Here is an 18,017-nt window from a genome sequence, read left to right on the forward strand (position 1 = left end):
CTGCCGCTCTCCGCGCCGGTATCTTCCCTCCGGCTAGACTAAACGTTTGCCGCTATGCGGTGGTCCGACGCCACCGACGTCAAATGTTAATCGGAGTTGGGAACTCATGGCAAACGACTTCCTCAAGAGCCTTGGCTCTCCAAGAAACGAGCGCGTTACCAAGATCAATTTCGGTCGCCGAACCGATTGGACGACGATCGCGTGCGGCGTAGTCCATGATGTCCTTTCGGCTGCCTTCCACGCCCCTCGCCAAATAACGGGCTAGCCGAGGCGCAAGCTTTTGCTTCTTGTCGAAAAGAATGCGCAATGTACGCACGAGCGTACCTATATAGTTAGGATTGGGCTCAAGATTGATATCGACGATACCCTGTCCGATGCTTGTCCAAAACCGATCGGACCGACTGATCTCCAGGGTGCGGCAATCGAACAGAACTGCATCGCAATCAAAGAATGTCGTCCTAGCGAGGTCCGTCAGAGAACGGACTTTGACGTGACCCACTCTGGCGGCCCAGGTCATTTGCAGCGGCCATATGTCAAAGTCGAAGCGCCCATACTCGAGGCGATATCCGCCAAACTGGTTGCGCCGGCCGCTCATCTGAGAAAGTAGCGCGTCCAACACGCCCGGGAGGCCGTGAACTACTATATCGACATCCGATTTGAAGGCATCGCGGCCCTCGCGCGCAAAGTCTCGGGCGAGGCCGCCAAAGATCGCACAATTCCCCACGGGGCTCAGACGGTCTATCATATCACCGATCTCGTGCCCATGTGGCCCTCGAATGAAATCGGCGATATCTGCGCTCAGACCGCGGTCTAACACTTCCTCTGAGGCAGTCATGAGGCGCCTCGTGCCCGCAACTCCCTGAGCATTGAAACGGCGAAGCTGTCTGTCATACCTGATACCATATCAGTTAGCAGTTGCAGCTCGCGGTAGCGGATCGGCATATGGTTCTTCGGGTTCTCGGCTACGCGGCGGTAGTTCTCCGAAATGCGAGAATAGACATAGCTATGTAGCGGCGAAGTACGCTTCGAGGCGAGATTCGCCGGATCCACTCTGTCTGTAATGGCTGCCCAGAACACATCCATCAGCCCATGAATCGTTTGATGACCCGTCAATTCCACCTCGAGCACCTCCCGACGCGGGTATATGTGCGTGCCGGCAAAGTCCTTGAGCAGGCGCCACAGACGAGCCGCTTTGGAAGCCGCCATCAATTCGTAGCCGAACGTGCCGGCCATAATGGCGCTCAGATTCGCGACGAACGTATTGGTCGCTTCGACAATCATCACGTGGATCGCACTAACGCGAAACATTTGCATCGTGATGTCGTCGAGTTCGGGGGCGGACAAGGATTGCTCGCGGAATTTTTCATGCTGCGCCTTGGCGTCTGCTATCACCTTCAGCACAACCTCGTCCCCTTCTGCCCTGTTCAGTAGGTAGCCTATGAGGCTATCGAAATTGACGAGCCCCTTCTTTGCCGCATCCTCCACGTCCACAACCGAATATGCGATGTCGTCACAGGCTTCCATGATAAAGGTCAGCGGGTGGCGCACGCCCTCTGAAAGCCCGGTTTCCTCCCATACATCCTTGACGATCTCGGCTTCTGATTGGAAGAAATTGAACTTCTTTCGCGCCAAGACAGACTTGGTCACCTTGTCCGAAGGACTTGGGTATTTCAGAAGGGCGGCAAGGAATGCGTAAGTCATGTTTAAGCCGAAATCATCGTTGAGAATCTGCAAGCGTGTCAGCAACCTGAACGCCTGAGCATTCCCTTCAAATCGCAGGAAATCTTCACGCAATGCCCCTTCTTCAAGCCCCTCGAAGATTCTCGGGGCCTTGGACGCTATCCAGGACTGGATTGCGTTCTCACCCTGGTGACCGAACGGCGGGTTGCCTAGATCATGGGCTAGGCCAATAGCTTCAAGCAGGGCAGGGATGTTCCGCTCGGCATTGAGATCCTTGGGCAAGCTGAACTGCTCGGGATAGGCGTGGACAAGTGCAGTCCCGAAGCTGCGACACATATTTGCTACTTCATGACTATGTGTCAGGCGCGTTCGCACGCTGTCGTTTGGATCGAGCGGGAACACCTGCGTCTTGTCCTGCATGCGCCGCACAGGGGTGGAAAACAATATGCGGTCGTGATCGCGCTCCAGCTCGGTCCGTTGCTCAACAGCCTTGGGCGAGCGTTCGGTACCCTGACCGTTTGCCTTATCCTTGCGACGTCGGGCATTAAGCAACTTTTCCCAATCCAGATAAGGCATTTGTATCATCCCCGTCCGCGCTCAGCATCAGCTCGGTGTCATGATTCGTCAATTGTAGGAAGGGCTGGTGAAGTCACCGAGTTACCCCGCGCATAAAGGCCGCCAAAGGGCCCTATGTTCCTAGTTTGTTCTATGGCGGAATCTCCGCATAGTCAACATAGGCAAGGGCTGCGAAGTACCATGTTTTGGTGTCAGCAAAAGCTTGCCGATTCGAGGCACCATCTATGGCTGGCTAACTCAGCCCTGAAACTCGTCGTTTCTTTCCGGCCGGCAGATACAGGTATGGATTCTTCAATCCTAATTATTGCCTGCCATGCAGTATAGATTTGAACCGCGTCAGGCGTCTATTGCGGTATGTCCCCATGGATAAATATCGAATATTCCAAGGCGGCTGGGAGCAGATGCGAGAATCGGCCCCGTTTTCGCTGATCCACAACGAATATTAGCCAGTGGGCAGAGAAGGTGATCGCTAAGATGGCGGCTCGCGACCGACAAGAGACGCTCGATGGCGGTGCTTTTTGATGTATTCCGGATTGCATGAAATGTGGCCTATGCGCAGGCTATCCAGAAACTTGCGACCCCGCCGGCGAAGGTTCTCTCCTGACCGAGCAAGCAGGGCGCCTCAGGGTGGTGACTGGCGGTCGTCTAATCTTCTGCCGGGTCGGTTGTTTGCAAGCTCGCACTCTGAACCCAGCGCGTGCGATTAGTTGCGCTCGTGCATTGCTAGGAATAGTGATCGTCCATTGCCCAACAGGCCGAGTGCGTTGCTCGTAAAGCGCGGGGAAACGGGAAGCCATGCTGCCCAGCGTCGCTCGCCACGGATCTTATCGATGAGCCCCACGCCCGGAGGTGGCTTGTAAATCGGAATCTGCCTTCCGCGGTATTGACGATATTTGGTTGAGCCATGGTCATCGCGCTCCTGCACATCCTTGAGCGGGATTCGAACGCGAGAGGTCCGACGAAAGCGATCACCCTGCTTAGAACCTGAACGCAAGGTGGCCGGCCAGTGAGCAGCTTAAGTACCCATGCCTCTGGCGACGACTACGCCAACCTGGAAACGGTGCCCCGACCGTGGAATGCGCGTAAAGCTAGCGGCCCGCCTTTAGTGCGTCTAGCAAATTTCCCCACTCCTGCATCAGAGTCACTCGCTGCTCCCAGTAGGTGGCGCGGTTGTAGGTCCGCCGGATTGCGTCCTTGTCCTGATGCGCTAACACAGCCTCAATTACGTCTGGATCGCACTTGTTGGCGTTGAGGATGGTGCTGGCGGTCACCCGGAAGCCGTGGGCAGTCACTTCGTCTTTGCCGTAGCCCATCCGTCGCAAGGCGGAATTCATGGCGTTCTCGGAAAGCGGACGCTTGGTCGACCGGATCGAAGGGAAGACGAGACCGCCGTGCTCGGAAAGTGGCCAGATCTCTTCCAAGACACTGAGCGCCTGTTTAGATAGCGGTACATCGTGAGGAGCGCGCATCTTCATACGCGCGGCCGGGATGTACCAGACAGCCTTATCTCGGTCGAACTCGCCGCGAGTCGCTCCTCGCACCTCGCCAGGACGGACGCAGGTAAGAGCAAGAAACTGGAGGGCGGCTTTGAGGGTTGGCCAGCCGTCGTACTCGTCGATCGCCACGAGGAGCTGCCCAAACTTCTTTCGATCGGTGATAGCAGCACGGCCGTTGGCTTTCGGCGGCTGGAGTGCGCCCTGGAGGGCCAAGGTGGGATCGGTCTCGGCCCGAAGGGTGACAATCGCCAACCGAAAGACACTGCCGATCACGCCGCGCAAGCGCCTAGCCGTCTCCCTTCGGCCGCTCTTCTCGATTTTCTGGAGGAGCTGGAGAATCTCGGCCGAGGTGATCTCTCGAATAGGACGTTTAGCGAGCCGGCTGGCCAAATCTTCGAGGAGCCACTTGGTTTTGGTCACGGTGGCCGCCGCGGCGTCCCGTTCCTTCATCCGCGTGATATATTCCTCGGCGATCAGCCCGAAAGTGGTGCGCGCTTCTGTGAGAGCCGCAACCTTCTCCTCCTTACGCTTGGTGGAAGGGTTGATGCCGGCGATCAGCAGTCTCTTGGCATTGTCCCGTCTTTCTCTCGCGTCGAGAAGCGAGACAAGCGGGTACTTGCCAAAAGAGAGGATGTTTTCCTTTTCCAGATAGCGATAGCGCAGTTGCCATAGTTTCGAGCCGCTTCGTTGTACAAAGAGATAGAGCCCGTCGCCATCAGCAAGGCGATACGGCTTGTCTTTGGGCTTGGCGTTCTTACAGGCGAAGTCGGAGAGTGACATGGGTAACGGACCTTCTGAGCATGGGTATACCCGGATCGTTACCCACAAACTGACGGGTTGCAACGGTACGTCGCAGGCCGCCGTGAGCAGGCCTAGCAAGCTAACCAATTGATTTATTTGAGCTAGTGAGCTGCTATGAGAAGCGGTGGGAAGCCATGAGAAAGGCAAATGGTGCCCAGAGGCGGATTCGAACCACCGACACGCGGATTTTCAGTCCGCTGCTCTACCAACTGAGCTATCTGGGCCTGTGCCGGCTAACGGGATGCGCCCGCCGGGTTTCACGAAGGCGCCAGGCGGCGCCCCTTGAAAGCGCGTGGGTTATAGCACGGGAATCTTGCCTGTCCAGCGCCTAGGTGTTGATTTCGTCAGGAAAGAAAAATCGCTGGAAAACGACCGGTCGCCGGCTGCGCTCACGGCTCGTCCTTGGGCGTCGGGCCCGGCTTCGGGCTGTCGTCTTCTTCCTCTTCGCCGTCGCGGCCGGGAATGACATAGGCGCCCTTCAGCCAGCGGTTGAGGTCGATGTCCTTGCAGCGCGCCGAGCAGAACGGATAATGCTCGCGCGCCGACGGTTTGCCGCATTCGGGGCAGGGCCGTTTCGGCCTCAGCGGCGTTACCTTGTCGCCCGAACTCATGTGTAGACTATGCTCATGAGCGCGCGGCGTGCCAGTGCTGGTGCGCCTTGAAGCCTTCGCCGGAAAGCAGCGCCACGCTCTCGTAGAGCGGCAGGCCGACCACGTTGGTGTAGGAGCCGACCAGCTTGACGACGAAGGAGCCGGCCAGGCCCTGAACGGCATAGCCGCCGGCCTTGCCCCGCCACTCGCCGGACGCGACATAGGCGTCGATCTCCTCGCGCGGCAGCCGCTTGAAGCGCACCCTTGTCTCCACCAGCCGCTGGCGCAACTTGCCGCCGGGCGTGATCAGGCAGATGCCGGAATAGACCCGGTGCGAGCGGCCGGAAAGCAGGCCGAGGCAATTGACGGCGTCGTCGATCGTCTCGGCCTTGGGCAGGATGCGCCGTCCGACCGCCACCACCGTGTCGGCGGCGAGGATGAAGGCTGGCGCATAGTCCTCCTCGCTCTTCAGCGAGGCCAGCGCCTTCTCGGCCTTGTCCTTGCAAAGGCGCTTGGCCAGCGAGCGCGGATGCTCGGCGCGCAGCGGCGTCTCGTCGACATCGGCGGGCAGCACCCGGTCCGGCTCGATGCCGGCCTGCTGCAAGAGTTCGATGCGGCGCGGCGAACCAGAGGCAAGCACCAGCTTCTGCAGAATGCTCATGGGGGCATGATGCCGAAAAGTGTGAAGCGGTTTTCGGACGACATCATGCTCCACTCTCTGATTTGGAGCCGGATGATTTCGGGTCAACCAGACCTGAAATCATCCGGCTCTGGGTCCGCGCTAGATGGTTACTTGAAGCGATAGGTGATGCGGCCCTTGGTCAGGTCGTAGGGCGTCATCTCGACCAGGACCTTGTCGCCGGTCAGCACGCGAATGCGGTTCTTGCGCATGCGGCCGGCCGTGTGGGCGATGATTTCGTGTTCGTTTTCGAGCTTCACCCGGAACATCGCATTGGGCAGCAGTTCGGTGACCACACCTGGAAACTCGAGGACTTCTTCCTTCGGCATTCGATACCTTTGCTTGGATGGCGGTTCCGGCGCCTAGAGCATGATGCCGAAAAGTGTCAAGCGGTTTTCGGGCAACATCGTGCTCTAGTTCTTTGATCCGGAGTCGGATGATTTCCGGCCGAACCGACCGGAAATCATCCGACTCCGGCCGGAATTTGCGGCGGAACCTATATGATAATCGCCCGCTTGTGAACATGCTTAATCGGCCGCGTTTTTTGCCTCGGGAAGCAGAAAACGTCGGCTTATGCGCGCTTTCAGCCGCTCGCGCACATCGCGATAGGCGGCCATGATATGCTCTCGCGTGCCGCCTGTGTCGGTGGGGTCGGGCATCGGCCAGTATTCGACCTCGACGGCCAGCGAGCGCGTCAGCTCGAGCGCCGCATGATGCGCCTCCGGCGCCAGCGTCACGATCAGGTCGAAATAATCGTCCTCCATATCCGCCAGCGTCCTGGGTTGGCGCTCGCCAAGCGACAGGCCTTCTTCGGCGAGCACCGCATCGACGAACGGGTCGCGCTCGCCGGCCCGCACACCGGCCGAAGCGACGAAGGTGGTGGCGGGAAGCATGCGGCGCGCCATTTGCTCCGCGATCGGCGAGCGCACGGCGTTCATGCCGCATAAAAACAGGATCGAATGGGGCAGGGCGGCCACTAGAGCATGATCCCAAAAAGTGGGAACCGGTTTTTGGGAAAAATCATACTCCAACAAAGAACTGGATCAGGACGGTGTTTCAACGAAACATCATCCTGATCTAGCCCCGCCAGTGCAGCACGCAGACCAGCGTGAACAGCCGGCGCGCCGTGTCGAAGTCGATCTCGATCTTGCCGGCTAGCCGGTCCATCAGCGTCTGCGAGCCTTCATTGTGCAGGCCGCGCCGGCCCATGTCGATCGCCTCGATATGGCTCGGCGTCGAGGAGCGGATGGCTTCGTAGTAGCTTTCGCAGATCAGGTAGTAGTCCTTGACGATGCGCCTCAGCGGCGTCAGCGACAGGATGTGGGTGACCACCTCGGCGCCGTTCTCGCGGCTGACGCCGAAGACCAGGCGGGACTCGGCCAGTGAAAGCTTAAGCTTGTAAGGACCCGCGCTGTCATCATTGACCGGCCGAAAACGGTTCTCCTCGATGAGGTCGAAGATCGCCACGGCCCGCTCGTGCTCGACGTCGGGCGTCGAACGTCCGATCGATTCGTCGAGCTCGACGTCGATCAGCCTGTCGCGGGTCTGGTCGCGGCCGGACATCGTTACATGTTCAACCTGATCGCGACGGAGCGGGCATGGGCATCGAGCCCTTCGGCCTTGGCGAGCGCGATCGCGGCGGGCGCCAGCGCCTTGAGCTGCTCCGGGCCGAGCTTCAGGATCGAGCTGCGCTTGACGAAATCGAGCACGGACAGACCCGACGAGAAACGCGCCGACCGCGCCGTCGGCAAGACGTGGTTGGAGCCGCCGACATAATCGCCGATGACTTCCGGCGTATGGCGGCCGATAAACACGGCGCCCGCGTTGCGCATCCTGGAAAGGAATGCCTCGGCGTCGTCGAAGGCGAGCTCGACATGCTCGGCCGCGATCCTGTCGACCAGCGGCAGAGAGGCCTCGAGCGTCGGCACCAGGATCACCGCCCCGAAATCGCGCCAGCTGGCCCCGGCCGTCTCGCCGCGCGGCAGCAGCTTGAGCTGGCGCTCGACCGCCTGCTCGACCGCCTTGCCGAATTCCGGCTCGTCGGTGATCAGGATCGACTGCGCCGAAACATCATGCTCGGCTTGCGCCAAAAGGTCGGCCGCGATCCAGTCCGGATCGTTGTCGGCATCGGCCACCACCAGCACTTCCGACGGCCCGGCGATCATGTCGATGCCGACCGTGCCGAACACCTGGCGCTTGGCCGCCGCGACATAGGCGTTGCCCGGGCCGACGATCTTGGCGACCGGCCTGATCGTCTCGGTGCCGTAGGCGAGCGCTGCAACGGCCTGCGCGCCGCCGACGCGGTAGATCTCCGAAACGCCGGCAAGGTCGGCTGCCACCAGCACCAGCGGACTGATGACGCCGCCCGAGGCCGGCACGACGATGACGATGCGCTCGACGCCGGCGACCCTGGCCGGCACCGCGTTCATCAGCACCGAGCTTGGATAGCTCGCCGTGCCGCCCGGCACGTAAAGGCCGACGGCTTCGATCGCCGTCCAGCGCGAGCCGAGCTCGACGCCTGCGGCATCCGTATAGCGATCGTCCGTCGGCTTCTGTCGCTCGTGATGCGAGCGGATGCGGTCGCGCGCGAATTTGAGCGCCTCGACGGTCGCCGGATCGGCCGCTTCATAGGCCTTGGCGATGTCGTCCTTCGACACCGCGATGCCGAGCGTGTTGAGATCGGCTTTGTCGAACTTCAGCGTGTAATCGACAAGCGCCTTGTCGCCTTCGGCGCGCACGCGGGCGATGATGTCGCGCACCACGGCCTCGACATCGGCCGACACCTCGCGCTTGGTGGTGAGGAAGGCCGAAAAACGCTGTTCGAAATCGGCGTCCTGCTGTCGGAGCGTTATTGCCATCGCGCTTCAGCCTCTGTGCAGGGGGCGCGAGGTGGCTTCCCAGGAGCCGCCGATGTCGGCAAGCCTGGCCTCGATGCATTCGACGTCAAGCATAATGGTGCCGCCGCCCGAAAAGATCAGCTCGACGATGCCGGCCGGCTTGCTGATGGCGATGAAGCTGACCGCCAGCAGCGACAGCACCTCGGCCGGCTTGTCGCGCGCAATGCCGTTGGTCTTGGCGCCGAGCACGCGATCGAAATGCAAGACGCTCTGGCGGCGTTCATTGTGCTGGCGGAACAAGCCGGATTTCGCTTCCCAGACGAAGCGGTTCATGGTCAGCACGAAACGCTTGGCCGACGGCAGATATTCGAGGTCGGAGACCTTCATCACGGCGTCCTGGACATGCGCCGAGACGATGCTCAGATCCTGGTCGTCGAGCGCGATGAGCTTGAGAGCTGCCATGCGGAATGCGCACCTAAGGTTGGTTTCAGCCTTCTGTTAGGCGGTCTTTCCAGTCCGTGCAACCTCGATACGGACGCAGCAAAAGGCAATCACGTCAGCTCTGTGCTGCCCCTCATCGCCCTGCTGGGCACTTCTCCCCGTATAGTGACGGGGAGAAGGGGCGCTTTCGCCGGCGGCTTCGCCAATCGGGAATGTTTCAGGAAGGGCGCCAAGGCTGCGGACAGCCCCCGTTCACGGGGAGAAGATGCCGGCAGGCAGATGAGGGGCGGCGCCGATTTCGAAAATTGGCGGCACCAACACGCGAGAGGTTTATTTTGTCTCGGGCACCTGCTTCGTGCGTATCAGCCCGAAATGCGCTCGATCACCGCGCCGCAACCGGAGAGCTTCTCTTCGAGCCGCTCGAAGCCGCGGTCGAGGTGATAGACGCGGTTGACCGTGGTTTCGCCTTCGGCGGCAAGGCCGGCGATCACCAGCGACACCGAGGCGCGCAGGTCGGTCGCCATCACCGGAGCGCCCTTGAGCCTGGCGACGCCGTCGACGATCGCCGTCTGGCCGGAAAGCGTGATGTGGGCGCCCAGCCGTGCCAGCTCCTGCACATGCATGAAGCGGTTCTCGAAGATCGTTTCGGTGATGCGTGACTTGCCCTTGGCCATCGTCATCAAACCCATGAACTGCGCCTGCAGGTCGGTCGGGAAGGCGGGGAAGGGAGCGGTGGTCACGTCGACCGGCGCAATGCCTGTGCCGTTGCGCTTGACGCGGATGCCCTCATTGGTCGGCGTGATCTCGGCTCCGGTCTCGACAAGCACGTCGAGCGCGGTCTGCAACAGGTCTGGACGGGCGCCAGCGAGCATCACGTCGCCGCCGGTCATGGCGACGGCCATGGCATAGGTGCCGGTCTCGATGCGGTCGGGGATGACGCGCACGCGCGCCCCCGACAGCGCCTCGACGCCATGAATGGTGATGGTCGAGGTGCCGGCGCCATGGATCTTGGCGCCCATGGCGATCAGGCATTCGGCGAGATTGACGATTTCCGGCTCGCAGGCGGCGTTCTCCAGCACCGTCTCGCCCTTGGCGAGCGAGGCCGCCATCATCAGCACATGGGTGGCGCCGACCGAGACCTTCGGGAACACGTAGCGATTGCCGATGAGGCGGCCATTCTGGGTCTTGGCGATGACATAGCCATTGTCGACGTCGAGCTCTGCGCCGAGAGCCTGCAGGCCCTCGAGGAACAGGTCGACCGGGCGCGTGCCGATGGCGCAGCCGCCGGGCAGCGACACCTTGGCCTCGCCCATGCGGGCAAGCAACGGCCCGATCACCCAGAAGGAAGCGCGCATCTTCGACACCAGCTCGTAAGGCGCGGTGGTGTCGACGATGTTGCGGGCGGAAAAATTGATGGTGCGCGAATAGCCTTCCTGCTGCTTTTCGCGCCGGCCGTTGACGGAATAATCGACGCCGTGATTGCCGAGGATGCGGATCAGCTGCTCGACATCGGCCAGATGCGGCACGTTTTCCAGCGTCAGCGTGTCGTCGGTGAGCAGTGAGGCGATCATCAGCGGCAATGCCGCGTTCTTGGCGCCCGAGATCGGAATGGTGCCGGCAAGCTCATTGCCGCCGACAATTCTGATGCGATCCATGAGAAAACGTCCCCTCGGCCCGAACAGGCCGCTTCAATCGGTTTGAGTGTGCCCGGCTTAGACTATTGGCCGGCTTGGTTCAAGAAATAGGATTTTCCTAAAACCGGACCGACTGTGGCCGGCCAGTATGGCTGATTTGGTCAGTCCTTGTGCATTTTTCCTGCAGCCGGCAACTCTTCCGGCCGATCATTGGGATCGCGGGCGCGCTGCTTGTCACGGTCGCCAACCCGTCGCGAACGTGCCTGCATCTTGCGCTTCTGCAAATTGGCGCGCAGCGCCTCGGCCAGCCGGTCCTTGCGCTCGCCGCCGCCTTTTTTCGGTGGATTTGCCTTGTCGTCCATCGTCCATTCCTGACCGGCGGTCAGCCGGCCGCGATTCCGCAATGGCTAGCATTTTCGCGCGGCCATGTCATGAAAGCGGGCCGAAAGTCGGGTTCATCCTGTGGATCAGCCGCGCATGCCGCCCCAAACCGCATAATTGCTGGCGGGAATCACATGCGACGCTTTGGGTTTTTCTTGGCCTTGCGCTTACCGGTTCGATATGGCAGAAGCGCCGCCATCGCAGGCTGCGGTAGCTCAGTGGTAGAGCACTCCCTTGGTAAGGGAGAGGTCGAGAGTTCAATCCTCTCTCGCAGCACCAGCCTATCCCGTTGAATTTGCTGAAGCTCTTGAGAGCCAAAGGTCTGCGTCCGTCTTTCGCGCCGATTTCAAGACATGACTATCGTCAAAGTCCGCAAGCACGGGGGGTAAGCGATAGCCTCACCCGTCGCGATGTTCATCCGCCGGACGCCGAAAGGTTCCGCTCCGCGACATAGTCGAGCGAGAAAACGCCGGCGCCGCGCGTCAGCACGAGAAGCAGCAACGAGGCCCACAACAGGTGCTCGGCCCAGTTCTCGGGATAGACGAAGAGCTGGATGACGGAGACGACGCCGAGCAGCATCAGGGCCGCCAGGCGCGAGAACAGTCCAAAAAAGATCAACACCGAGCCTGTGATTTCGGCCGTTGTCGCCAATGGCGCCGCTATCGAGGGATCGATGAACGGCAGGTTGTATTCGTTTGCGAACAACTGCAGCGTCACTGGCCACGAGGCGAGCTTGCTCTGGGCCGATTGCCAGAAGACATGCGCCACCGCCACGCGCGCAGCGAGTTGGACCAGCGAAAATGGAATATGTTCGGGCAGCTTGATGGCGCGCCTGTAGAGGCCGACAAGGCCGGCCGGCATGGATGAGGAATGTTCTGATGCTGCGCTCATGACTGTCTCCATGTGTTTGAGAGGAAATTCGCGGCGACGCGCACATTGGTGACGAGACCGTCGCCGAACAGACGCATAAGGGCGGAAACCAGATCGAAGGCAGGGTCGAGGGCCAACGCACGGCCGGTGGCATGCTCAAGGCCGAGACCATGCTTCAGCGAATGCCAGAAGGCGAGGCTCGCACGGTCGAGCAGAGCAAGTCGCACGTTATCCCCTGACCGCCACAACGCCACGCGTTCGGGGCGCCTTGTCCAGGCGCTGTTCTGGTCGACGGGTCCTTCCTGCTGATGCGCAGTCCATACCGAAAGGATCGACCAGTGCGAAATGATCAGCCCCAGCGAAGGCTGCAACACGATATCTGGCGATGGGCCGAGCTCGGTGTTGTCGTATTCGGCGAGGCTGCGGGGCTGCGACGAAGGTGCATCGAGCGCCTCGGCTATGGCCCATTCGAGCCGCGCCGTTTCGGCAACGATCGGCATGTCGGACAGCGTGTCGGTTGATTTGAGGAAGCGCGGGAAGCCGGCGCCATAGCGCGCCAGCCGCGATTCTGTTGGCGGATGGCGTCGAATGAACTCGCTTGCTGCGTAGCGGAAGAAACGTTCGTCGACCAGGCGAACAGTGACCGGAAAGACCGCCATCAGCACCGCTGTCAGCGAGCTGCGGGTGTTGTTCTGGTAGATGCGCAGGCGGCCTAGCGGATCGGCGCTGCCCGCGGTCAGCAATCTCGCGGCGATTGTTGGATCCGTGGACAGCACCGAGCGCGCCATCGTGGTCTGCAGGTGCTCAAGCGGCAGCATAGTATTCCTCCTCGAGCGGAGGCAGCGCCACGGAGATGGATGGTCTCGCGGTCCTGGCAGCCGCGAACGCCGCAAGGACGGGCATGCTGGTTGTCGTTTCGGCTTCGATCGGCAGGCTGATCGGCATCGCTCGGGCTTCTGCCGTTTGCTCGCGCCGCACCGCCTGCTTGCGGCTGAACATGATCGATGCGGTCAGCATGTCGGCCCACATCGCTTCGCCCAGCAGCACGTCGAGAACGGGAACGTCGGTGTCCCACTCGATCAATGTCGGGCGCGGCCCAAGCCGATCCACGGCATGCTGGTAGAGCGCCCAGACGACCGGCGGCACGCGCGAGCCATGATCGTCGATCAGCACGGTGTCGGTTCCGACCTTGTTGGTCGCATGGCCGGCGAGATGGATCTCGCCGATAGCCTCTTCAGGCAGCGCGTCGATGAATGCCTTGGCGTCATATTGCAGGTTGTGCGCGGAGACCTGGACATTGTTGACGTCGAGCAGCAGGCCGCAGCCGGTCCGCGCCACGAGCGTCGCGAGGAACTCGGCTTCGTTCATCGAGGAGTCCGCGAATGCCAGGTAGGCCGACAGGTTCTCGATCAGCACACGTCGCTTCAGCGTGTCCTGAACCGTCTCGACGTTGCGGGCAACGATCGCCAGCGCCTCTTCGTCATAGCGCAATGGCAGAAGATCGTTGAGGTAGGCCCCGTCGGCGACGCTCCAGGCGAGGTGCTCGGAAACCAGATCGGGCTCAAAGCGCTCGCAGACCTTCCGCAGCCTTTCGAGATGGTCGCGATCCAGGCCTTGCGCGCTGCCCAGCGACAGACCGACGCCATGCACGGACAGCGGATAGGTCTGGCGCAGTCTTTCCAGCGCCTGGACGCCCGCGCCGTCGCCCATGTAGTTCTCTGCGTGGACCTCGAGCCAGCCTGCGGACGGGCGCCGCGTCAGCATCTCCGCGATGTGAGGCGAGCGAAGACCGATGCCCGCCGATGCGGGGATTGCGAGTGGCGAAAACATATTGGACATCGGTCTCCTCCTTCTGGTCTGATTGCTCGAGGTGGAAAGTCGGCTAGGCCTTGGGCTTGTCGCTGCCCCCGGAAATCTTCGCGCAGCTGCCGGCCGGCACGTAGAGCCAGGAGTCAGGCTGGTTGTCGGCGGTGGAAGTGCCGGCGCATGAATGCGTCGCGGTCTGGCAGTCGTTCTGGCCTGCCTTGACGACGCCGTAGCACTTCTCGAAGGCGAAGCCGGGCTTGGCGGCGGGGCCGCTATATGCCGCCGTGGCGGCGAGCGAGGTGGCGGCCGCGAGGGCCGAGCCGATAAGGGTCTTGGTGTTGATCACAGGCTTGTCTCCTGGTTGGCGTTTCGACGGAAAGACCGGCCCTGAGGCCCGTCTGCAGATCAGTTTCCACGATCGCCATGCCGAGCTGAAATGCTGTCTCGGCATGGAATTGATAAGCGGGCCACGATATGCCGAGGGCGGCGCGAAAAGGCCCTCCGGCCGGGAACCGGAGGGCCTGGCGCCTGCATTCGGGAGTATGCGAAGCAGGCGCGGCTAGGCGGGAGGAAAGCGCCTATATGTATTGGGTTCTGCAGTCGTTAGCCGGGCGCTCGTCGGTGCTGGAAAGATCAGCCGCAAGCCAGTCTTCGGCACATTGCCGTCCCCTGTCGCGAATGTCGGTCAGCTCGCCCCAATCGATCCAGGGCCTCAGAAGCAGCGGAGCTCCAGCTCGATAGTGGCTGTCGAAGATGCTGTGAACCGGGGCGCATCCGGTCGCGCATTGGGCGGCGCCGGGGCTGCGATCCGGACAGCGCGCCATGAATATCGACGGCTTGCCGCTGACCACCACACGATGGCAGGCTCCGATTGATGCCGCAGGCGGCAATTGCGAGATGTCGCCGTCGCCCCAATAGAGATCGCCATCGATCTCAATGGCCGGCGAAAGGAACGGAACAGCCGCAGCCGCCACGATCGCGTTTATCGACAACTGTTCGCCTGAGAATATCTTCACCGCATCTGTGCGGGCGTTGACGGCCACGACGCGCAGCTTCACCGGGCAGTCTTCGTCGCGGATAGGCTGAAGCTCGATCGACTGTTCCAGCATCGATCTAAGCAGGCTCGTTCTGTCGATGGCGAACATCGAGGCATGGCTGACGCGCCGCCAGAAATTGGCGAGTGCCGTCCGCGCGCCGCGCCTTCCGCCGACGCTCAGCCCATAAGCAAAGACCGCCGCCTGCATCGCTGCAAAGCCCGACGCGGTAACGCCGCTCACGCTGCAGTTCGGCTCGTCCAGTAGCCGATCGAGCACACCCCAGACGAAAGCGGCATGCGCGTCGTTTGCCAGCACGATGTCGATCGTCCGGCCCTCGACATTAGGATCCGTCACTGACGTGATAAGATCCGTCGCTGACGTCATCGATTGGACTGTGCTCACTGCGGACTGGGCAAGCATGGCCTGGTCTCCATCCCAAGGTCGCCAGCAAGGGCGATTGGAGAGAGACTGCCGCATCTTCTTGTTCAGCCGAAATGCCAAGGTGGCATGAAGTCCATAGGCAGATTGCATCGGCTGCCGGCCCTCGCGCGCGACAATCTTCATCCCGATCAGGCTGGCGCCGTTGCCGGAGCCGCGCCTGGAAGGGAGATGAATGATGAGAAGACAACTTGCCTGTGTGGCTGTGCTTGCAGTTTGTCTTGGCGTGAGCCCGGCGTCCGCCGACCCGTTCAGCGACCTCGCTGCATTCCCGACCTTCTATGCAGACTCCACAATGAAGACGATGAAACCGATGGCCGGGTTCAAGAAGGCCTGGTTCGCTCTGTCAAAGCATGACCGGGTCAAGATGACGAAGGCGTGCAACGCAAACCCCACGCACAATACTGCGCCAACGTGCTTGTTTTGGGCGGAGCCAATTAGCGGCGCACGCCCGGAATGCAGAACCGGCATAAACCCCATTCGCAGATGGCATTGGCGAATTGAGCGCCGGATGAAGCAAGGTCCACCTCGGCAAGCGGGAACAATAGAGTTCCAAAATGCTGCCGGTCATCAACGCAGTCGTCAAAGGGGCGATTGCACAACTCCGGAGAAGGATCCCACCATGAATATCAAAGCCATCTGCATCGGCGCATTTGCACTTTCCATGCTCGGCGGCGCTGCGTTCGCCGGCGCGCTCGACGAGCCGTCCAACATGCAGCCCTTCTTCACCGACGCCAGCATGAAGACGATGAAGCCCAAGGCTGAATTCAAGGCCGCCTGGGACGCGATGTCGAAGGACAAGCAGGGCGCGATGATGAAGGAGTGCCAGGATGCGGCGATGAGCAAGCCGCACGCCGAATTCTGCGCCAACCTCCAGGCGCTCGGCGGCGCCAACTGAGCGCTCGACAACCGTTTCGGGCAACATCGGACGGCGGCACGATGGCGAGCAGCTTGCTCGCCATCATCCTTTTGAGAAAGCGAGGGCATTCGCCGGAAGCTCATCATGACCGATTGCTATCGACTTTATACCCCCCGTGCATTGGCGTGATGGAATGCATTGCGGCAGGGTTCGAGCCTGCAGATGCAGTTGAGGGACGACCCGCATGGACATACATCACATTCGCTATTTCCTGGCCGTCTGCGAGACCCGGAATTTCACGCGCGCAGGCGAGAAGTGCAACGTTACCCAGCCGGCGCTCTCGCGCGCCATCCAGCAGCTCGAGGATGAGGTCGGCGGACTGTTGTTTCGCCGCGAGCGGAATCTGACGCACCTCACCGATTTGGGCGCTTTGCTCCGCCCCAGATTTCAGCAGATCCTCGATGAGGTGACCGGCGTTCGCCAGGAGGCGTCGAGATTCCTTTGCCTGGAGAATGCAAATCTCAAGGTTGGCGTGATGTGCACGATCGGTCCGCGGCGGTTTACCGGGCTGCTGACGGACTTCAACCGGCGCCAGCAGGGCATCCAGCTGCAGCTTGTCGAGGGGGTGCCGGCGTCCCTGTCGCAGCTGCTGGAAGCGGGTGAGATCGATGTCGCCATCATGGCGTCGAGCAACAGCTTTCCGGAGAGGTTCGATGTCACGCCTCTCTACCGCGAGCGGTTCGTGCTCGCGTTTCCCAACGGGCACCGGCTGGCCCGAAACGACAATGTCGCCATCTCGGAGCTCGACGGCGAGAACTATCTCAGGCGACTGAACTGCGAGTATCGCGACTATCTTGCGGGCCTTTGCAATGAACGTGGCGTCAAGCTCAGGATCTCCTACGCCAGCGAGCGCGAAGACTGGATTCAAAACATGGTCTCCGGCGGGCTGGGCATCTGCTTCATCCCGGAATTCAGCGCCGTCATCCCGGGATTGCAGATCAGGCCCGTCATAGATCCGGAGGTTTGGCGAGAGGTATCGCTTGTCGTCGTAGCCGGGCGCCGGTTCTCGCCGGCCACATCGACTTTCGTCAACAGCGTCAAGGCGCATAGCTGGCCGGAAAGCGGCATCGATCTGGTTAGGAAAACGGCTGCATAGCAAGTCGAAGAAAATAAACGACGCCATGGTCTATGTCGTGGCGTGGATTGCTGCGCCGGTATGATGAACCACGATAGTTTTCAGGTATCGATTTAAGAGCCAGTCAGCATTTCTCTTTCGGGGAGGCTCCGGTCACTCTCCTCGTCATGCCCCGCCTCCCGCGATTGGGCACCGACAAAGGAGAAATACGAGATGGCTACCAAGAAACTCAACCTTGCCTTCGCGCTGGGCATGCTGTCCGCGACCGCTGCATTTTCCGCGGCCCCGGCTTTCGCAGGCGACTGCCCTGCCGGCCAGGCCGCCACGACTGATATTCAGGAACATCCCAGCAAGCCAGTCGGCGTGACCGACACGGTGCTTTCCGCAATCGATCTGAGCAGCAAGGGCGAGGCCTGGAAAGGCAACATGCTGCGCCTTCGCAAGCTCGTCGTTCAGCCCGGCGGCGTCGTGCCGTGGCATGAGCACAATGTCCGCCCTGCCAACATTATCGTCGTCGAAGGCTCGATCACTGAATACGCCAGCACCTGCAAGGTCGGCATCGAGCACCCGGCCGGCGACGCGACCGCCGAGTTCGGCCAGCTCGCCCACTGGTGGAAGAACAACGGCAAGGTTCCGGCCGTCCTCTATTCCGCCGACGTCCTGCCGCCGGCGATGCATGAAGACCACATGATGTAAGCCGCTCGCCGCGGTGAAGATATCCCGGCATCAGAAACCAAAAACCCGTCCTCGGGCGATT

At 61.2% G+C, this 18,017-nt stretch carries 20 protein-coding genes and 2 tRNA genes; 4 read left to right on the plus strand and 18 right to left on the minus strand.

Going from position 1 to position 18,017, the window contains the following annotated elements; genetic code table 11:
• Positions 1–79: 79 nt before the first annotated feature.
• From LB529_RS25355 to LB529_RS25415, 13 genes are all read right to left on the minus strand, one after another.
• Positions 80–835: a hypothetical protein gene (locus LB529_RS25355; protein WP_224712632.1), complete on the minus strand. Its 756-nt coding sequence runs from the start codon at positions 833–835 to the stop codon at positions 80–82.
• Complete coding sequence (dgt, locus tag LB529_RS25360) at positions 832–2,256, minus strand: dGTP triphosphohydrolase (protein ID WP_224712633.1); 1,425 nt, start codon at positions 2,254–2,256, stop codon at positions 832–834. The genes LB529_RS25355 and dgt overlap by 4 nt, the downstream gene beginning before the upstream one ends.
• 1,088 nt (positions 2,257–3,344) lie before the next feature.
• Positions 3,345–4,532: a tyrosine-type recombinase/integrase gene (locus LB529_RS25365; RefSeq protein WP_224712634.1), complete on the minus strand. Its 1,188-nt coding sequence runs from the start codon at positions 4,530–4,532 to the stop codon at positions 3,345–3,347.
• A 169-nt stretch (positions 4,533–4,701) separates the two neighbouring features.
• Positions 4,702–4,777 (minus strand) — tRNA-Phe (locus LB529_RS25370).
• Between the two features lie 165 nt (positions 4,778–4,942).
• Positions 4,943–5,164: a DNA gyrase inhibitor YacG gene (gene yacG, locus LB529_RS25375; RefSeq protein WP_095765709.1), complete on the minus strand. Its 222-nt coding sequence runs from the start codon at positions 5,162–5,164 to the stop codon at positions 4,943–4,945.
• A gap of 13 nt (positions 5,165–5,177) precedes the next feature.
• The gene (locus LB529_RS25380) at positions 5,178–5,804 is read right to left on the minus strand and encodes a Maf-like protein (protein ID WP_095765708.1); all 627 of its coding nucleotides are present in this window, start codon (positions 5,802–5,804) and stop codon (positions 5,178–5,180) included.
• 128 nt (positions 5,805–5,932) lie between these two features.
• Entirely contained in the window at positions 5,933–6,151 is a 219-nt protein-coding gene (gene infA / locus LB529_RS25385; protein ID WP_006200926.1) for a translation initiation factor IF-1, read from the minus strand.
• 198 nt (positions 6,152–6,349) lie between these two features.
• Entirely contained in the window at positions 6,350–6,799 is a 450-nt protein-coding gene (locus LB529_RS25390; protein WP_224608971.1) for a low molecular weight phosphatase family protein, read from the minus strand.
• A 100-nt stretch (positions 6,800–6,899) separates the two neighbouring features.
• The gene (locus LB529_RS25395; RefSeq protein WP_224712635.1) at positions 6,900–7,385 is read right to left on the minus strand and encodes a UPF0262 family protein; all 486 of its coding nucleotides are present in this window, start codon (positions 7,383–7,385) and stop codon (positions 6,900–6,902) included.
• Positions 7,386–7,387: 2 nt separating this feature from the next.
• Entirely contained in the window at positions 7,388–8,680 is a 1,293-nt protein-coding gene (hisD, locus tag LB529_RS25400; protein ID WP_224712636.1) for a histidinol dehydrogenase, read from the minus strand.
• A gap of 6 nt (positions 8,681–8,686) precedes the next feature.
• Positions 8,687–9,121 carry a DUF2948 family protein gene (locus LB529_RS25405; protein ID WP_224712637.1) on the minus strand — a complete coding sequence of 145 codons (435 nt, stop codon included), beginning with the start codon at positions 9,119–9,121 and terminating at the stop codon, positions 8,687–8,689.
• A gap of 341 nt (positions 9,122–9,462) precedes the next feature.
• Positions 9,463–10,755 carry a UDP-N-acetylglucosamine 1-carboxyvinyltransferase gene (gene murA, locus LB529_RS25410; protein WP_224549125.1) on the minus strand — a complete coding sequence of 431 codons (1,293 nt, stop codon included), beginning with the start codon at positions 10,753–10,755 and terminating at the stop codon, positions 9,463–9,465.
• Between the two features lie 140 nt (positions 10,756–10,895).
• A complete protein-coding gene (locus LB529_RS25415; protein WP_224712638.1) occupies positions 10,896–11,096 on the minus strand; it encodes a hypothetical protein in 201 nt (66 codons plus the stop codon).
• A gap of 223 nt (positions 11,097–11,319) precedes the next feature.
• Here LB529_RS25415 and LB529_RS25420 point away from each other — a divergent pair.
• A tRNA-Thr gene (locus LB529_RS25420) sits at positions 11,320–11,394 on the plus strand.
• Positions 11,395–11,529: 135 nt separating this feature from the next.
• Here LB529_RS25420 and LB529_RS25425 read toward each other — a convergent pair.
• The 5 genes from LB529_RS25425 to LB529_RS25445 all read right to left on the minus strand — a co-directional run bounded on the left by LB529_RS25425 (position 11,530) and on the right by LB529_RS25445 (position 15,392).
• Positions 11,530–12,006, minus strand: a complete 477-nt coding sequence (locus tag LB529_RS25425; protein ID WP_411962577.1) for a DoxX family protein — start codon at positions 12,004–12,006, stop codon at positions 11,530–11,532.
• On the minus strand, positions 12,003–12,803 hold the full coding sequence (locus tag LB529_RS25430; RefSeq protein WP_224712639.1) for a DNA-binding domain-containing protein: 801 nt from the start codon (positions 12,801–12,803) through the stop codon (positions 12,003–12,005). The genes LB529_RS25425 and LB529_RS25430 overlap by 4 nt, the downstream gene beginning before the upstream one ends.
• Positions 12,790–13,824 (minus strand): DUF692 domain-containing protein, encoded by a 1,035-nt coding sequence (locus LB529_RS25435; RefSeq protein ID WP_224712640.1) that lies wholly within the window; start codon positions 13,822–13,824, stop codon positions 12,790–12,792. Before LB529_RS25435 ends, LB529_RS25430 begins: the two co-directional genes overlap by 14 nt.
• A gap of 43 nt (positions 13,825–13,867) precedes the next feature.
• Positions 13,868–14,137: a DUF2282 domain-containing protein gene (locus tag LB529_RS25440; RefSeq protein ID WP_140700495.1), complete on the minus strand. Its 270-nt coding sequence runs from the start codon at positions 14,135–14,137 to the stop codon at positions 13,868–13,870.
• 232 nt (positions 14,138–14,369) lie between these two features.
• Positions 14,370–15,392: a patatin-like phospholipase family protein gene (locus LB529_RS25445; protein WP_224712641.1), complete on the minus strand. Its 1,023-nt coding sequence runs from the start codon at positions 15,390–15,392 to the stop codon at positions 14,370–14,372.
• Positions 15,393–15,888: 496 nt separating this feature from the next.
• On the opposite strand from LB529_RS25445, the gene LB529_RS25450 reads away from it, so the two are divergent.
• The 3 genes from LB529_RS25450 to LB529_RS25460 all read left to right on the plus strand — a co-directional run bounded on the left by LB529_RS25450 (position 15,889) and on the right by LB529_RS25460 (position 17,956).
• Positions 15,889–16,164: a hypothetical protein gene (locus tag LB529_RS25450; protein WP_224523767.1), complete on the plus strand. Its 276-nt coding sequence runs from the start codon at positions 15,889–15,891 to the stop codon at positions 16,162–16,164.
• A gap of 205 nt (positions 16,165–16,369) precedes the next feature.
• Positions 16,370–17,281, plus strand: a complete 912-nt coding sequence (locus LB529_RS25455) for a LysR family transcriptional regulator (RefSeq protein WP_224523769.1) — start codon at positions 16,370–16,372, stop codon at positions 17,279–17,281.
• A gap of 192 nt (positions 17,282–17,473) precedes the next feature.
• Positions 17,474–17,956 carry a cupin gene (locus LB529_RS25460; protein WP_140700490.1) on the plus strand — a complete coding sequence of 161 codons (483 nt, stop codon included), beginning with the start codon at positions 17,474–17,476 and terminating at the stop codon, positions 17,954–17,956.
• Positions 17,957–18,017 lie beyond the last annotated feature (61 nt).

This window comes from Mesorhizobium sp. CA5, from assembly GCF_020165105.1.
Taxonomy (GTDB): domain Bacteria; phylum Pseudomonadota; class Alphaproteobacteria; order Rhizobiales; family Rhizobiaceae; genus Mesorhizobium.

Bases quoted from the DNA above. Each gene is read 5' to 3' on its own strand.
- LB529_RS25355 (WP_224712632.1), bottom strand. From the start codon at position 835: ATGACTGCCTCAGAGGAAGTGTTAGACCGCGGTCTGAGCGCAGATATC.
- dgt (WP_224712633.1), bottom strand. From the start codon at position 2,256: ATGCCTTATCTGGATTGGGAAAAGTTGCTTAATGCCCGACGTCGCAAG.
- LB529_RS25365 (WP_224712634.1), bottom strand. From the start codon at position 4,532: ATGTCACTCTCCGACTTCGCCTGTAAGAACGCCAAGCCCAAAGACAAG.
- yacG (WP_095765709.1), bottom strand. From the start codon at position 5,164: ATGAGTTCGGGCGACAAGGTAACGCCGCTGAGGCCGAAACGGCCCTGC.
- LB529_RS25380 (WP_095765708.1), bottom strand. From the start codon at position 5,804: ATGAGCATTCTGCAGAAGCTGGTGCTTGCCTCTGGTTCGCCGCGCCGC.
- infA (WP_006200926.1), bottom strand. From the start codon at position 6,151: ATGCCGAAGGAAGAAGTCCTCGAGTTTCCAGGTGTGGTCACCGAACTG.
- LB529_RS25395 (WP_224712635.1), bottom strand. From the start codon at position 7,385: ATGTCCGGCCGCGACCAGACCCGCGACAGGCTGATCGACGTCGAGCTC.
- hisD (WP_224712636.1), bottom strand. From the start codon at position 8,680: ATGGCAATAACGCTCCGACAGCAGGACGCCGATTTCGAACAGCGTTTT.
- LB529_RS25405 (WP_224712637.1), bottom strand. From the start codon at position 9,121: ATGGCAGCTCTCAAGCTCATCGCGCTCGACGACCAGGATCTGAGCATC.
- murA (WP_224549125.1), bottom strand. From the start codon at position 10,755: ATGGATCGCATCAGAATTGTCGGCGGCAATGAGCTTGCCGGCACCATT.
- LB529_RS25415 (WP_224712638.1), bottom strand. From the start codon at position 11,096: ATGGACGACAAGGCAAATCCACCGAAAAAAGGCGGCGGCGAGCGCAAG.
- LB529_RS25425 (WP_411962577.1), bottom strand. From the start codon at position 12,006: ATGAGCGCAGCATCAGAACATTCCTCATCCATGCCGGCCGGCCTTGTC.
- LB529_RS25430 (WP_224712639.1), bottom strand. From the start codon at position 12,803: ATGCTGCCGCTTGAGCACCTGCAGACCACGATGGCGCGCTCGGTGCTG.
- LB529_RS25435 (WP_224712640.1), bottom strand. From the start codon at position 13,824: ATGTCCAATATGTTTTCGCCACTCGCAATCCCCGCATCGGCGGGCATC.
- LB529_RS25445 (WP_224712641.1), bottom strand. From the start codon at position 15,392: ATGAAGATTGTCGCGCGCGAGGGCCGGCAGCCGATGCAATCTGCCTAT.
- LB529_RS25450 (WP_224523767.1), top strand. From the start codon at position 15,889: ATGAATATCAAAGCCATCTGCATCGGCGCATTTGCACTTTCCATGCTC.
- LB529_RS25455 (WP_224523769.1), top strand. From the start codon at position 16,370: ATGGACATACATCACATTCGCTATTTCCTGGCCGTCTGCGAGACCCGG.
- LB529_RS25460 (WP_140700490.1), top strand. From the start codon at position 17,474: ATGGCTACCAAGAAACTCAACCTTGCCTTCGCGCTGGGCATGCTGTCC.